The organism is Streptococcus sp. 29892 (assembly GCF_032594935.1).
In the GTDB taxonomy this organism is placed as follows: Bacteria; Bacillota; Bacilli; order Lactobacillales; family Streptococcaceae; genus Streptococcus; species Streptococcus hyiners.
The window spans coordinates 1,661,714-1,677,133 of sequence record NZ_CP118734.1; the positions used below are offsets into that span (position 1 = coordinate 1,661,714).

Genomic DNA, 15,420 nt, shown 5'->3' on the forward strand with positions numbered 1-15,420 from the left:
ACATTCGGTTTTTATTCTATTTTTGATAGTCCTGTTCGTGAAAGTTCTTAATCTTTTGACAAACTACCTGTTTTCGTTTGCGAACGAGCATAAACTCCAAGAAGAATAGTACCAGCAATGGCTATTGTAATACTATTGACAATCCCAGCTACCAAACCCTGAGTGAATACCTTATTTGCTGCTTCACTATAGATTACAATGTCCAATACTGGAGCGATAATTCCCCAGGCAATTACATTGGCAACTACTTGGAAGATATTGAAAACTACAATATCTTTTCCTTCAAAAATCCCTTCCTCAACACGAAGACGATTTTTTGCAAAACCAATAACCAACCCTACTACTCCTGAGGCTAAAATCCATGACCACCAAGGTCCGTATGTCAACGAATCTTTAAGCGTATGGCCAATAAAACCTACTAAAAAGCCAACTACTGGCCCAAATACAACTGACAAAAGTGCCTGAACAGCGTATTGGAGCTGAATTGAAGTATTTGGAACAAAAGTAGGAATGTTGATTAGCAAGCCAATGACAACAAAGAGGGCAGCACCGATACCGGTAGCAACGACTGTTTTGATAGAATTATTTTTCATAAAATTCTCCTTCATTTTCTTTAATTACTAATGCGTTTGATTTCGATATGCCAGTTTTGACCGACACCGACATTATAGGCCTTGGCAAAGGATCCTTGGTTAATGGCCAAGCCCACTCGATAGAGTGAATTGATATAGAGCAGGGGTTGACCGATGCGGACATCCGCAAAAGACTTGCCATAGGTCACTTGGTTTTGATAGACCAACATGTCGTTGTTGTAAATGGTCACTTCAAAACGGTCCTCAAATTGCGGCTTCAAGGTATAAAATTCCTCACGCGTGATTGAGGTCCATAGTGAACCAAAGCGAACATCCAAGATGTCGATAGCTCCTTTGACAAAGTCTGGTCCAACTTCTGTCGGAACGGTTGGAATTTCAACAATATCTGCTACCTGCAACTCTGGTCCAACTTCTTCAAAACTGATATGACCTGAGGCTAATTTTGCACCCGTATAAGCATAAACATCACGACCATGGAATGTATAGGAATGCTCCGTGTTGGCTCTTCGATTGGCCACTTCTGAAATTTCACGAACAGCCTTAATGCCCACATGTTTCTTGATGAAAGAAAGCGTTCCGTTATCCGGGGTAACGATATAGTGGTTTTGTTCCGTCAAAGCCACCACACTTTTACGCTTAGAGCCTACTCCTGGGTCAACAACCGAGACAAAAGTTGTACCTTCCGGCCAATATTCAACTGTCTGAAAAAGACGGTAAGAGCCTTCAAAAATGTTGTAGGGTGTAATATCGTGGGTGAGGTTGTGAACTACTAGGTCACGCGACTCCTGAAGAGCCACACCAATCATAGCTGACACGGCACCATCTACTAGACCAAAGTCCGATTGTAAAACAAGTAAATTATTTGACATAGCTCCTCCTAAAAATGATACTGTTCTATCATATCAGAAAAGCTACAAGCTTTCAAATAGCTATTTTCTAGGGATGGTTATAGTTATCTATTATAACTAGATAATACTACAAACTTTCTCAGTCACACAAAAAATAAATTTTTTTAAAAAACGCTTGCATTTCAAAAATTATTGTTTTATAATAATTTTGAAGATAATATTATCATAAAACAATAATAATTGGAGGTTTACTATGAAAACCAATCTACTCAAAACAACTGGACTATTAGCTGGTTGTGTTCGTTTCTTCTTCTATTTATTAATTGCAGGCAATATTTTCTTTAGCCTGGCTGGTTTCAGAGGCGACTCATTTGTGATAGGCACTTGGGAATACACCTTTAACAAACCCATTGACCAGATTGGTATCTGGCTCATTCTTTTAACGACTGGATTGATTCTAGTCGTCTTAGTAGCACTCAGTCACATTGCCCACTTGATTCAAAAGTTATGTAAATTGCTTCTGGAAGAAGATTATTTCGCTTCAGCTAGTCTGGAACTTTATCAGAAACTCTTCATCAGTTTGCTCGTCTTGACTGCTGGGCAATTTTGCCTAACCAGCTTGATTGCCTTGACAAATGCTACTGGACCAACCAACTTCCTCAATCTACGTTGGTCAGATTTCATCCTCAATGCCCTCTTCCTCTTCGCAACTTATTTTGTCTGGACCTTAGTACAAAAGGGGCAACAACTTGAAACCGAGAACAGCGAGTTTATCTGATATGGAAATGATTCGCGTAAACTTAGACAAGGTCCTCAAAGACCGACAAATGACTTCCAAGGACCTAGCAGAGCAAGTCGGCATTACAGAGGCCAACCTGTCCATTCTCAAGACAGGCAAGGCAAAAGGTATTCGTTTTAATACCCTGATGAGCATCTGCCGCATCCTAGACTGCCAACCAGGTGATATTTTGGAATATGTGGATGATGAAGAGTGATAGAGTTCTCCTAGATTTAAGGCTGCAAAGAAAACCAGCTTCCGCTGGTTCGCTTTTCCAACCTTTTAATAAAAATGACTGTCCCCCGGACTTTTGAATACAAAGAAAACTGCCTGCCGGCAGTTCCAATCTCCAATCTTTTAATATAAAAAAGTGCTAGTAGATTTCTCGATAAAAAGAAAACCAGCTTCCGCTGGTTCTCATTTCCAACCTTTTAATAAAAATGACTGTCCCCCGGACTTTTGAGTATAAAGAAAACTGCCTGCCGGCAGTTCCAATCTCCAATCTTTTAATATAAAAAAGTGCTAGTAGATTTCTCGATAAAAAGAAAACCAGCTTCCGCTGGTTCTCATTTCCAACCTTTTAATAAAAATGACTGTCCCCCGGACAGTCATTTTTATTAAAAGCCATCTACATTCGTGTAGATTTTTTGGACGTCTTCGTCGTCTTCGAGGGCGTCGTAGAGTTTTTCAAATGTTGCCAGGTCATCGCCGTCAAGTGATACTTCTGATTGTGGGATCATTTCAAGTTCAGTAACGTTAAACTCTTCAATACCTGATTCCTTAAGTGCCACAATTGCCTTGTGCAAATCAGTTGGTGCTGTATAAACAGTGATTGTTCCGTCTTCTGCTTCTACGTCATCGACTTCGACATCTGCTTCAAGGAGCAATTCGAAGATGGCATCTGCATCATCACCAGCAAAAACGACAACACCTTTTTTATCAAACATGAATGATACGGAACCAGATGCACCCATGTTACCACCGTTTTTACCAAAGGCAGAGCGAACATTGGCTGCGGTACGGTTTACGTTTGATGTCAAGGTATCAACGATAATCATAGAACCGTTTGGTCCAAAGCCTTCGTAACGACCTTCTACGAAAGTTTCGTCTGTATTTCCTTTTGCCTTGTCAATGGCCTTGTCAATAATATGTCTTGGAACCTGCGCTTGCTTGGCACGATCAATAACGAATTTCAGCGCTGAGTTTGTTTCTGGATCTGGGTCACCCTTTTTCGCTGCTACATAGATTTCAACACCAAATTTGGCGTAAACTTTTGAGTTAGCACCGTCTTTTGCGGTTTTCTTGGCTACAATATTGGCCCATTTACGTCCCATGGGGAACCTCCTACATTTTATAAAATCGCTTTATTATACCATAAATGGCAAGGATTGAGAAGATTTTTAAAAGCAAAAGACAAGCTCACATGAACTTGTCTTTTACTTTTTACAACTCAACTGTCGCAACTTGGCTATCTTGACTAACCTGTCCAAGATTTTCAAGGCTGACTGATTTGATTTCTGCTGTGTTTGTGAAGGCAACGACGATGGTTGTTTCACGTCCTGCTGAGCGAATGGCTTCAAGGTCTGCAACAAGGAGTATGTCCCCTGCTTCAACGCGTTGACCATCTGTTACCTTAGCTGAGAATGGAGCACCGTTTAGTGCAACCGTATCTAGACCCACGTGCACCAAGACTTCTACACCCTTGTCAGACAAAATACCGACAGCGTGTTTGGTTGGGAATACACTGGTTACAATACCTGAAACTGGTGCGTAGACATTGCCATTTACAGGCTCAACTGCATAACCGTCACCCATCATTTTTTGTGAGAAGACCGGATCTTTCACTTCTATGATGGCAATGGCTTGACCTTCAGCAACAGCATAAACTGCCTCGGTCACACCCTTGAATTGTGCTTCCTCAACTACTGTTTCAGTCGCAACAATTTCCGTACGAGGAATAGCTACGCCAGATTCTAGTAAGTCTTGAATGTCTGATTTGAGAACATCTGCTTTTGGTCCATAGACTGCTTGAACACCTGAGTCCTTGATAATCAAGCCCATAGCACCAGCCTGTTTCCAAGCATTTTCATCTCCAACCTGTGCCACATCTTTAACACTAACGCGAAGACGAGTCATACAAGCATCCACATCTGCGATATTATCACGACCACCAAGCAAGTTGATGATTTGTACCACTTGTGAATTAGCATCCGCTGTATCTACGTTTGAATTTGAAACCACATCTGTTGTTTCTGTATCATAGTTCCCATTGCGACCAGCTGTTGCCAGGTTGAATTTTTGAATCATGAAGTTGGCAATGAAGTACATACCAACCGCAAAGAGGGCTGTTACCCAGATAAAGTTGACAACGTCCATGCCGATACCGGCTTTAATCGCCATCGGTGTACGTGTAAGGAATTCGATATTACCAAATGAGTGCATACGCAAATTGACAATATCCGCCATAGCAAAGGCTGCACCTTGTACAAAAGCATATACGACATAGAGCGGCATTGCTGCAAACATGAACATAAACTCAATTGGTTCTGTTACACCTGTCAAGAAGACGGCTGCAGCAGATGAAAGGAACATACCACGGTATTTTTTCTTCTTATCCGGGTCAACATTGCGGTACATAGCAAGAGTTAAGCCCATGAGAATACCAGAGGAACCAATCATTTGACCTACTTTAAAGCGAGCAGGCGTTACATTAGCAAGCAAGTCATTGTACTGAGCCATATCGCCAGCGTCTTTGAGGTTGATCAAGTCTGTAATCCAAGCCAACCAGAGCGGATCTTGACCAAATACTTGTGTACCAGCTTGAGCACCTGTCAAGATGTCATAGGTACCACCAAGCGATGTGTAGTTCATTGGAATGGTCAACATGTGGTGAAGACCGAATGGAAGAAGCAAACGTTCCAAGGTACCATAAACAAATGGGGCTACAATTGGAGCGGTGTCTTGTGAGGTTGCAATCCATTTACCAAAACTGTTAATCCCAGTTTGTACAAGAGGCCAGAAGATTGCCAAAGCAAGCGCTACAAGGACAGAACGATAGATGACTACAAATGGTACAAAACGCTTTCCGTTAAAGAAGGTCAATACATCTGGCAACTTGCGATAGTTGTAGTATTTGTTGTAAGCAGTCGCACCAACAAAGCCAGCAATAATCCCTACAAAGACACCCATGTTCAAAGCAGGTTGTCCAAGGATATTAACAAAGTAGCCAGATACTGGAATTTGAGTTCCAAATACAGTGCTGACTGTCGCAGTCGCATCAGCCAACATATCAGTCGTTACACCAAAGAAGTGACCTGTTATCAAGTTAATCAAGATGAAGGCAAGACCAGCCGAGAAGGCACCACCAGCCTTTTCCTTAGCCCAGCTACCACCGATTGCCAAGGCAAAGAGCAAGTGAAGGTTTCCGATAATCCCCCAACCAATTTGGGCAATGATATTCCCAATACGAATGAGCAATTCTGATTCAGGACTGATTAGTGGAATCGAGTTTCCGATAGAAACCATAAGACCTGCCGCCGGCATAACGGCGATCACGACCATCAAACATTTACCGAATTTTTGCCAAAATTCGAAACTAAGAAATTTTTTCATGTGTTTCTCCTAAATTTTTTCTTGGTCAGTTGACCTTTAAATACTAATGTTAACTTCCACACCAAAGTGGTCCGAGATAACCGGAAGATTGTCCCCATTGAAAATCACACGACTGGATTGAACCTGTCTTTTCTGATTTATGAACACATAGTCCAGACGTTTTTCCTGACTATGACCTGCCCACCCATCAATGGCTTTTTCAACGGTGATTCCCCTATCCTTTTTCTCAGCCAAATCATAACTATCATATAAACCTAAGTCCTTGATTGCTTGATAGGCTTGTGGATCCGACAGGGCATCCGTATTGAAATCTCCCATTAGAATTTTCAAGCGCCCCGAACTTGTTCGCTCCACAATCGAGCGAATATTCTCCAACTGATTTTCTTCTTTACTGTCAGGAAGATTGATATGACAAGAATAAATGTCGATCCATTCCTTCTCATACAAGACCGTCAAACCGATGATTTTTCTAGACAAGATTGATGTCAAATCTTTGTTCTGACTGCAATAGAAGGCATCCACTTCATAGACAGGTAGTTTGGTCAAGAAGGCAATTCCTTCATCGTACCGATCGTAACCAATATGGGAATTGGACCAAAAATAGGAATAGTCTGTCACTCCAAGCTCTCTTAGTTTCTCAAGCAGGACCAGACCATAATTGTCTTGCCGTAAGTCCTTGGTCACCAAGGTACTTGTCATCAGCTGATTGACTTCCTGAAGAGCGATTACATCATATTGCTTTTGGGAAATGGTCTGAGCTAAAATATCCAATTTCTCATGCTGGTTCTCTTCTAGCCAGGCATGAACATTGACTGTTAGTAATTTCATATCTCTCCTTTCTATTTACTTCGTAAAACATTTTCAACTTGTAGCCTTATTATAACGTAAACGTTTTCAAGTGTCAATGGTTTTACGGAATAATCTTTATAGTTTTCCGTAAAAGTTTATCTGAACTTAGAATACTGACCTTTGGCATTTTTTATGATATACTAGCGGTAAATAGCAAGCTAGGAAGTTACCCCCAATGAGTAAATACAAGAAAGTCTATGCCGACATCAAGGAAAAAATTGAACAAAATATCTGGCAGGCCAATCAAGAGATGCCTACAGAAAATGAACTGATGGAGATTTACTCCTATTCCAAGGACACCATCCGCAAGGCCCTATCGCTGTTGGAGATGGATGGCTATATCCAAAAACGTCAAGGGAGAAATTCCATTATTTTGGACCATAATCTTGTTCGAAAACCATTTGTGTCCGAATTGAAGACCGTCAGCGAACTCAACCGCTCTGCCCATCATCAAGTCCAGACCGAATTGACCAACCTCTATATTGTCCAAGGTCAGCCAGAGGTCATGAAAGAATTGGAAGTGGATGAAAAAACGGATCTCTACCGTGTCAGCCGCGTTCGGACTATTGACGGAGAACGATTAGAGTATGAGATTTCCTACTTTGACCGCAGAATTGTCCCCTATCTCAGTAAGGAAGTCGCTGAAAGTTCCATTTATCAATATTTGGAAAACGACCTTGGCTTAGAAATTTCCCATTCCCGCCGAGAAATCTCCTTCCGCTTTGCGACAGAAGAAGAAAGAAGCCTGCTAGACCTGACAGGCTACGACATGGTGGTTTCCGTCACTAGCACCACCTATCTGGCAGACGGTCGTCCCTTCCAGTACGGCACCATTACCTACCGACCAGACAAGGTCACCTTTGTATCTATGGCCAAACGGTAAAAACTAAATATACCAAAAAGAATGTTCCCACTCGGAAACATTCTTTTGTTTTAGATTATTTACTGTGCCAGATGTCTTCGTTGTACTGCTCGATTGTACGGTCAGATGAGAAGAATCCTGCTTTGGCGATGTTGTGAACAACTTTCTTGTTCCATGAATCTTGATCTTCGTAATCTGCAAAGACTTGCTCTTTAACTTCGATGTACTCTGCTAAGTCAATCAAGGTCATGAACCAGTCTTTAGAAATCAATTCATGGTGCAAGCGACCAAGACGTTCTTCATTACCAAGTGCTTTCACTTCATCACTAATGATAAAGTCAACCGCACGTTTGATATTAGCATCACCATTGTAGTAGTCCGCAGATACGTAGCCAGCCTTGTCGTACAAGTCGATAATGGTATCTGAATCCTTACCAAATGTATAGATATTGTCCATACCAGCCAACTCAGCAATCTCAACGTTGGCACCGTCCATGGTACCAAGTGTCAAGGCACCGTTGAGCATGAATTTCATGTTACCAGTACCTGATGCTTCTTTAGAAGCCAATGAGATTTGCTCAGAAATATCTGTTGCAGGGATGAGTTTTTCAGCAACGGTTACATTGTAGTTTTCTACCAAGTGAACGTTGAGATACTTGCTGACTTCTGGGTCATTGTTGATCAACTCAGACAAGCAGAGAATCAAGTGAATGATGTCTTGGGCAATCACGTAAGCTGGAGCTGCCTTACCACCGAAGATAACGGTGATTTTACGTTTTGGCAGGTTGCCGTTCTTGATTTCAAGATACTTGTGGATGACATACAAGGCATTCATTTGTTGGCGTTTGTACTCGTGGAAACGTTTGATCTGTGTATCGATGATAGAGTTTTCATCCAATTCGATACCCTTGTTATCTTTGAGGTAACGTTTAAGGGCCAATTTGTTGTTGTGCTTGATTTCTGCCAACTTAGCATGCACTTCCTTGTCATCTGCAAAGGCAAGCAATTTCTCAAGCTTAGTCGCATCTGTCAAGTACTCATCGCCAATCAATTCCTTGATGTAGTCTGCAAGATCTTGGTTAGCAAATTCCAACCAACGACGGAAGGTGATACCGTTTGTCTTGTTGTTGAATTTCTCTGGGTAAAGCTCGTAGAAGCCTTTCAACTCAGAGTTTTTCAAGATTTCAGTGTGGAGAGCCGCAACCCCGTTGACAGAGTTTGAGAAGTGGATATCCATGTGAGCCATATGCACACGACCAGACTCGTCTATGATGTGAAGGGCAACATCAGCTACTTCCTTAGCTACCAAGGCATCCAATTCCTTGATGATGTCTACCAAGTGAGGCACCACTTCTTCCAAGAATGACAATGGCCATTTTTCAAGGGCTTCTGCCAAGATAGTGTGGTTGGTGTAGCCGGTCATGTTCTTAACGATTGCCACTGCTTCTGCAAATTCCAAGCCGTGTTTTTCAGTCAAAAGACGGATCAATTCTGGAATAACAAGTGAAGGGTGAGTATCATTGATTTGAACGTAAGCATAGTCTGCCAAGTCACGCACATTTGAACCACGCTCAATCGCTTCGTCAATCAAGAGTTGCGCAGCATTTGACACCATGAAATATTGTTGGTAAATACGGAGCAATTCACCGTTCTTGTCTGAATCATCTGGGTACAAGAAGAGGGTCAAGTTTTCTTGGATAGCAGTCTTGTCAAATGAAATGCCATTTTCAATCAAGCCATAGTTAACAGACTGGATATCAAACAAGTTGAGGTAGTTCTTAGTATCTTTCTTGTAACCAAGGATGTCCAAACGGTCCAATTTAGATGTTAATGTGAAGTTTTTGAATGGAACATCGTAGCTGATTGTCGTTGGAATCAACCAAGAATCATTTTCAATCCAGAAGTTTGGCTCTGCATCTTGTTGGTTGTCCTTGAAGACTTGTTTAAACAGACCACAGTGGTAGTTAAGACCAACACCTTCACCGTTAATGCCAAGAGTTGACATCGAATCTACAAAACATGATGCCAAGCGGCCAAGACCACCGTTACCAAGTGATGGTTCTGGCTCAACGTCTTCAACCTGTGCCAAGGACTTGCCAGCCACAGCTAATTCTGCCTGAATGTCCTTGTAAACACCTAAGTTGATCAAGTTGTTTGACAAGAGTTTACCGATAAGGAACTCTGCTGAGATATAGTAAACCTTGCGTTTACCTGTGTTTTTTGGCATATCTGCCGCTGATAGTTTAACATAGTTGAGCAACTGAAGATAGATTTCTTCGTTGGTCATATCTGCTAATTTCTTGTTGGCCTTGCTTTCTGCAAAAGTTGTAAAGTTAATCATGTTTTTCATTTCCTCGTTGATATAGTTTGGTCATTTTGATTAGGAAGTCTTTGCGTTCCTGGGTTAAATCTTCTGCTTTCATCCGCCATTCCCAGTTGCCTCCAACGGTTGATGGTGTATTCATGCGGCTGTCTTCGCCTAGGTCCAACACATCCTGCATGGTTGCAATGGCTGTATCGCTGACTGTGGCAAACAAGGTACGCAACATAGCTTGGGTTACAGGTTCAATTGGTTTGCGGTTGGTGTAGTCGTCCACGAATTCCTGTTGTTCAGGCTCCAGATTGTTATACCATCCATTGACCACTTCATTGTCATGGGTACCGGTATAGGCAATCGAGTTTGGCACACAACGGTGTGGGATGTCAATGCTCTGCCCTGTCACATCGAAGAAGCCAAATTCTAGGATTTTCATACCTGGATAACCACAGTCTGCCAACAACTTGCGTGCCTTAGCATCGATATTCCCAAGATCTTCCGCAATAATTGGCAGGTCACCAAGGGTTTCTTTGACCGCCTTGAAGAGATTGTAGCCTGGACCCGGCTCCCAAGTGCCGACTTTGGCTACCTCGGCATCTCCTGCTACCTGCCAGTAGTCTGAGAAGCCTTTGAAGTGGTCAATCCGCAAGACATCATAGAGCTTGAAGCTCTCGTGAATACGGTAAATCCACCAGTTGTAACCTGTCTTCTCATGCTGCTCCCAGTCATAGAGCGGGTTACCCCACAATTGACCATCAGCCGAAAAGTTATCCGCTGGCACGCCTGCCACATAAAGTGGCTTGCGTTCGCTATCAAGCTTGAAGAGCTGTGGCTTGGTCCAAACTTCCACACTATCTGCCGATACGTAAATGGGCATATCTCCAATAATCTTGATGTGGTTCTTGTTGGCGTAGTCCTTCAACTGCTTCCACTGGCTAAAGAAGAAATATTGCGTCACTTTAAAGTAATCAATTTGGTCTGCCAATTCCAAGCGGTATTTTTCAAGGGCTTCTTCATTTCGAGCAACCACTTTCTTGTCATCCCATTCTTGTAGGGCCTTGTTACCAAAATGTTCTTTAATGGCCATGAACTCTGCATAATCGTTTAGCCATGATGAATTAGCTTTTTCAAACTCTTGAAAGGCGGCCTTACGCTTGTCATCAGTCAAGAAGTTTTGAACTGCTCTTTCCAAGATTGGTCGACGCGCTTCATAAATCAAGGCATAATCCACTTTTTCTGGATTGTCCCCAAAGTTCACATCTTGGTAATCAAAGTTGGCCAATAAATCTTCGTCTGCCAATAAATCAAAATCAATTAGGTGGGTATTTCCAGCAATAGCTGAAAATGATTGGTAGGGAGAATCCCCATAACTGGTCGTTGTGAGAGGAAGAAGCTGCCAGTAGGTCTGCTTGGTTTCAACCAAGAAATCCACAAAATCATAGGCAGGCTTTCCAAAAGTACCGATACCAAACTTACCTGGAAGTGAGGTAATATGCATCAAAATTCCACTGGTACGATTCGCCATAAAAACGTTTTCCTTTCTTCAAGTACAATGATAGTTTAACGCAAACGTTTGCATTTGTCAAGGAATTATACAAGATTTTTAAAAACTTTTCCGTAAAACTGCTCGAAAGCTGTCAATATGGGATTTATAGGGTGCTTGTAAGCGAGAATAAAAAAGAAAATCCGAGAATTTCTTCCCAGACTTTCTACATTATCTTATAATTTTATGAAAAGGTTTGCTCTTCAATTTTGATTTCATTGTCAGCCACATCCGCGAGTAAGTTGGTCACATTTGTATGGTCCAAATAGAAGTCTGTCACCTTATCACGAATTTGGCTTTCGATGACCCGACGGAGTGGGCGAGCCCCCATTGCCTTGTCATAGCCGGCTTCCATCAAGAATTCTTTGGCAGCTTCCGTCACTTCAAGGGTAATCCCTTTTTTAGCTAGGGTTTGATTAACCTGTGCTAACATCAAGTCAACAATTGCTTTTAGATTTTCCTTGTCCAGATGTTTAAATTCTATAACTGCGTTGAAACGGTTGAGGAATTCCGGACGGAAGAATGGAGCAATGCGGTCCATGATATCTAGCTCTTCCTCACCTTCTGCCATTCCATAACCAAAACCTGCATTTGATGTAGCGATGATAATGGTATTTTTAAAGTTAACTTGGTTGCCCTGTCCATCAGTCAAATGCCCGTCATCCAGCACTTGCAAGAGAAGTGTAATCACTTGTCGATCTGCTTTTTCAATCTCATCCAAGAGGACAATGGAGTACGGATTGCGGCGGACACGCTCTGTAAGAGTATGGGAATTGTCATCGTAGCCCACATAACCCGCTGTGGTCCCGATTAATTTGGAAACGGCTGTCCGATCACTGTATTCAGACATATCCAGGCGGATAATGGCATCCTTGTTACCAAACAAGTCTAGCGCTAACTGTTTTGCCAACTCTGTCTTACCGACACCTGTCGGACCGACAAATAGGAAGGAACCAATCGGACGGTTGCCGTCATCAAAACCTGCACGATTCCGACGAATGGCACGAGATACAGCTTCCACCGCATCGTCTTGACCGATAACCTTGGCTGACAGGCGATTTTTCAATTCCTTGAGCCGTTCAATGTCAGAGGCTCCCATTTGAGAGACTGGAATTCCTGTCATACGCTCAACTGACTGAGCCACATCATTGACGGTCGCTACTACTTTCTGTTGCTCTGTATGAGTATCAATCTGTTTTTGTAGCTTATCAATACGGACTTTTTCATTCAAGGCTTTTTCATAATCCTCTTTTTCAGCTGCTTCCAACTGCAACTGTTTTGCCTCAGCCATTTCTGCTTCCAAGGTCTGAATATCTGTCACAGGATGTTGTGCAGCCAAGTGAGCAGCGGTCACATCAATCAGGTCAATAGCCTTATCAGGCAAGCTACGTTGCGGAATATATTGGACGGAATAATCAACTGCAGCTCTCAAAACCTCATCTGGCAATTCAATATTGTGGTGGGCTTCATAAAGCGGCTTAATCCCTTTCAAAATCTGGTAGGTGTCTTCTGCGGACGGAGCATTAACCTTGACTTCATTGAAACGACGAGCCAGAGCGGCGTTCTTGTGAATGGTATTGCGGTATTCGTCCTGCGTAGTGGCACCGATAACCGTCAATTCCCCACGGGATAAAGCTGGTTTGAGAATATCCGCTAAACCCTTGGAACCGGAGTCTCCACCAGTACTACCAGCTCCCAAAATCTGATGAATTTCATCAAAGAAGAGAATGATATTGCCAGCTTTTTTAACTTCATCCACAAGATTCTGCACATTTTCCTCAAAAGCCCCACGATACTGAGTCCCAGCTTCCAAGCCTGAAATGTCGATGGAGATGATTTCCTTGTTCTTAATGGCTGCTGGCACATCACCATTGACAATGGCTTGAGCCAAGCCTTCTACTACCGCAGTTTTCCCAACACCTGCATCACCGACCAAAACTGGATTGTTCTTGGTACGGCGCGCCAAAATTTCTGCTGTTTCTTGGATTTCCTTGTTGCGTCCAATGACTGGATCCAACTTCCCTTCACGCGCATCTTGGGTCAAATTGCAACCTAGTTTTGCAAGAATTCCGTCTGACTTTATCTGACCTTTAGTCTGTGCTTGAGCCACTTCTTCTGTCTGTGGCAGACGACCAGTCTGACGGTACATAGCGAATTCTTCTGGTGTCACTTCACGCCCATTGATAGAATAACGGCGACGCTCTGTGCTGTAACCTCCCATATTGCCCATGAGTTGATTGAAAATATCGTCCATATTGTTAAAATTATTGAAATTGTTGTTCATCGTTTTTACCTCATTTATAATTTTATTTTTTTGACTTTTACTGACCTTTGTTTTAAAAAAATTGATTTAGTCTTTTAGTTTGCTTTTAGTACTAGGCAACGAGCTGAAGGCAGTACTGAAGTACGGCAAAGCGAGTTAACGCAGTAATAAAAGATAAACTAAATGACGCTAATAGGGTATAATCCTGTCTTTCATCCTAACCTCCTCAGAAGTTTGTCTTTTACTGACCAATAGGTTCAAGAGTAAGTCAAACCGTTCTCGTTTGACCTAAACTGACCTTTTGTTCAAAGAATTCGTAAGGTCCTTTACCTTACGAATCTTATTCTACACCATTGGTCAGTAAAAGTCAATAATTTTGTTTGACCTTTTTTGACTTTTTATAGTCGAATGAATTAGCTTTCAGACAAGGAACTGAGGCGCAGGCTATACTAAAGTATGGCAAGGCGAAAGTGACGATGTATCAAAGTTAATTCAAATGACTAAAAAAAATCTACCTGACGGTAGATTTGGTAGCTACTAGATGATAATCCCTTCCAAATGATCCAGTTCATGCTGAACAATCTGGGCTTGGAAGTCTGTCAGCTTTAGGCTGTTCTTTTTCCATGAAGCATCAAAAAACTCCACTTCAATCTCCTGATAGCGTGTCGTCGGGCGAGTACCTTCGAGCGACAGGCAGCCCTCTTCTGTCTGATAGGGCTTGGCCTTGCTGATGAGGACGGGATTGTACATGACCAGGTTGGTGAAGCCCATGTTGACGATGATAATCCGCTTTTTGACGCCAATCATGTTGGCCGCCATACCCACACAGGCGTGTGCGTTGGCTGTCAGGGTGTCCTGCAAATCTTGACCGACCTGCACATCTAGCTGAGTCGCAGGCTCAGACTTCTGCTGCAGGAAGAAAATATCTTTCATAATAGGTTGAATCATGGGGTGTCTCCTTATTTTCTAGCTTCATCTAGTATACCAAAAAAGCCTAGTTCTCACTAGACTTCTTTCGTTTATTCTTTGCAATAAACTGCTATTGCCTGACTAACAAAACTGGCTGTTCCTAGTCCACCTGCTCGGTCGATATTGACTGTAAATCGTTCATCGTCAACATACATAAGACCTAGATTTTGTAAGATTTCCTTGGTGCAGGTGTAGAAATTTTCCGTGATATAGGCCTGCAAGTTGGCTACCTGAGCCTGCACATCTGGATGATCGGATTCCAAGCTCTGCATTTTTCCAAAAAACTCAAAAATAGCCTGCATCTCTTGGGCAAACACCCGGTCCTTACTGGCATCGTATTTCTCTTCAAATTCCGCAAAGGCTGAGGTATTCCCCCAACGTTTCTTTGCCTCCGCCTTGTAGGCTTCTAGTTGACTGCTGTCAAATGCGTGAAAATCCATGACTTCTCCTCCTTTTTCTATGAGCAATCTGGCGTGATTGATGATGCGATCCAGCCGTTCCCTTTTGAGCTCTAAAAGGGTGATATGATCCCGCAAGACCTGCTGACGATTGACTTCTGTCACATCCAGAAGCTGCTGAATGTCTTTGAGAGGAAAATCCAACTCACGAAACAATAGAATTTCTTGCAGACGAGCCAAATTTTCTTGATTATAGTAGCGATAACCATTTTCAGCCACAAATGCTGGTTTGAGCAAACCAATCTGGTCATAGTGGTGCAAGGTCCTCACCGTCAATCCTGTCAACTGACTGATCTGCTTAACTGTCCAATTTTCGTTCATAGAAATC

13 protein-coding genes are annotated in these 15,420 nt (G+C 42.4%); 3 read left to right on the forward strand and 10 right to left on the reverse strand.

The genetic code is table 11. The features are described 5' to 3' along the window. Nucleotides 1-47 precede the first annotated feature (47 nt). Nucleotides 48-593 carry an ECF-type riboflavin transporter substrate-binding protein gene (locus PW220_RS08315; protein WP_105118560.1) on the reverse strand — a complete coding sequence of 182 codons (546 nt, stop codon included), beginning with the start codon at nt 591-593 and terminating at the stop codon, nt 48-50. Nucleotides 594-613: 20 nt separating this feature from the next. Further along, nucleotides 614-1,462, reverse strand: coding sequence for an SAM hydrolase/SAM-dependent halogenase family protein (locus tag PW220_RS08320; RefSeq protein ID WP_105118561.1), 849 nt, complete (start codon nt 1,460-1,462; stop codon nt 614-616). Nucleotides 1,463-1,694: 232 nt separating this feature from the next. Between PW220_RS08320 and PW220_RS08325 the strand changes: the two genes are divergently transcribed. After that, complete coding sequence (locus PW220_RS08325) at nt 1,695-2,219, forward strand: hypothetical protein (RefSeq protein ID WP_248053980.1); 525 nt, start codon at nt 1,695-1,697, stop codon at nt 2,217-2,219. 1 nt (nt 2,220) lies between these two features. Next, the gene (locus PW220_RS08330) at nt 2,221-2,436 is read left to right on the forward strand and encodes a helix-turn-helix domain-containing protein (protein ID WP_105209925.1); all 216 of its coding nucleotides are present in this window, start codon (nt 2,221-2,223) and stop codon (nt 2,434-2,436) included. Between the two features lie 400 nt (nt 2,437-2,836). Here the strand turns inward: PW220_RS08330 and PW220_RS08335 are convergent, their stop codons facing one another. The 3 genes from PW220_RS08335 to PW220_RS08345 all read right to left on the reverse strand — a co-directional run bounded on the left by PW220_RS08335 (nt 2,837) and on the right by PW220_RS08345 (nt 6,659). After that, nucleotides 2,837-3,553 carry a YebC/PmpR family DNA-binding transcriptional regulator gene (locus PW220_RS08335; protein ID WP_248053979.1) on the reverse strand — a complete coding sequence of 239 codons (717 nt, stop codon included), beginning with the start codon at nt 3,551-3,553 and terminating at the stop codon, nt 2,837-2,839. Between the two features lie 109 nt (nt 3,554-3,662). Continuing rightward, nucleotides 3,663-5,831 (reverse strand): PTS transporter subunit IIBC, encoded by a 2,169-nt coding sequence (locus tag PW220_RS08340; RefSeq protein WP_248053978.1) that lies wholly within the window; start codon nt 5,829-5,831, stop codon nt 3,663-3,665. Nucleotides 5,832-5,867: 36 nt separating this feature from the next. Beyond that, nucleotides 5,868-6,659 (reverse strand): endonuclease/exonuclease/phosphatase family protein, encoded by a 792-nt coding sequence (locus tag PW220_RS08345; RefSeq protein ID WP_248053977.1) that lies wholly within the window; start codon nt 6,657-6,659, stop codon nt 5,868-5,870. A gap of 196 nt (nt 6,660-6,855) precedes the next feature. On the opposite strand from PW220_RS08345, the gene PW220_RS08350 reads away from it, so the two are divergent. Further along, nucleotides 6,856-7,563 (forward strand): UTRA domain-containing protein, encoded by a 708-nt coding sequence (locus tag PW220_RS08350; RefSeq protein ID WP_172091893.1) that lies wholly within the window; start codon nt 6,856-6,858, stop codon nt 7,561-7,563. A 55-nt stretch (nt 7,564-7,618) separates the two neighbouring features. Here PW220_RS08350 and glgP read toward each other — a convergent pair whose 3' ends face one another. The 5 genes from glgP to PW220_RS08375 form a co-directional block, all read right to left on the reverse strand. After that, entirely contained in the window at nt 7,619-9,883 is a 2,265-nt protein-coding gene (gene glgP / locus PW220_RS08355) for a glycogen/starch/alpha-glucan family phosphorylase (RefSeq protein WP_248053976.1), read from the reverse strand. Continuing rightward, nucleotides 9,876-11,384 carry a 4-alpha-glucanotransferase gene (malQ, locus tag PW220_RS08360; RefSeq protein ID WP_248053975.1) on the reverse strand — a complete coding sequence of 503 codons (1,509 nt, stop codon included), beginning with the start codon at nt 11,382-11,384 and terminating at the stop codon, nt 9,876-9,878. The genes glgP and malQ overlap by 8 nt, the downstream gene beginning before the upstream one ends. Nucleotides 11,385-11,586: 202 nt before the next feature. Next, the gene (locus tag PW220_RS08365; protein WP_248053974.1) at nt 11,587-13,686 is read right to left on the reverse strand and encodes an ATP-dependent Clp protease ATP-binding subunit; all 2,100 of its coding nucleotides are present in this window, start codon (nt 13,684-13,686) and stop codon (nt 11,587-11,589) included. 516 nt (nt 13,687-14,202) lie between these two features. Then, the gene (locus PW220_RS08370) at nt 14,203-14,613 is read right to left on the reverse strand and encodes a peptide deformylase (protein ID WP_248053973.1); all 411 of its coding nucleotides are present in this window, start codon (nt 14,611-14,613) and stop codon (nt 14,203-14,205) included. Between the two features lie 71 nt (nt 14,614-14,684). Next, nucleotides 14,685-15,413, reverse strand: coding sequence for a MerR family transcriptional regulator (locus PW220_RS08375; protein WP_248053972.1), 729 nt, complete (start codon nt 15,411-15,413; stop codon nt 14,685-14,687). Nucleotides 15,414-15,420 lie beyond the last annotated feature (7 nt).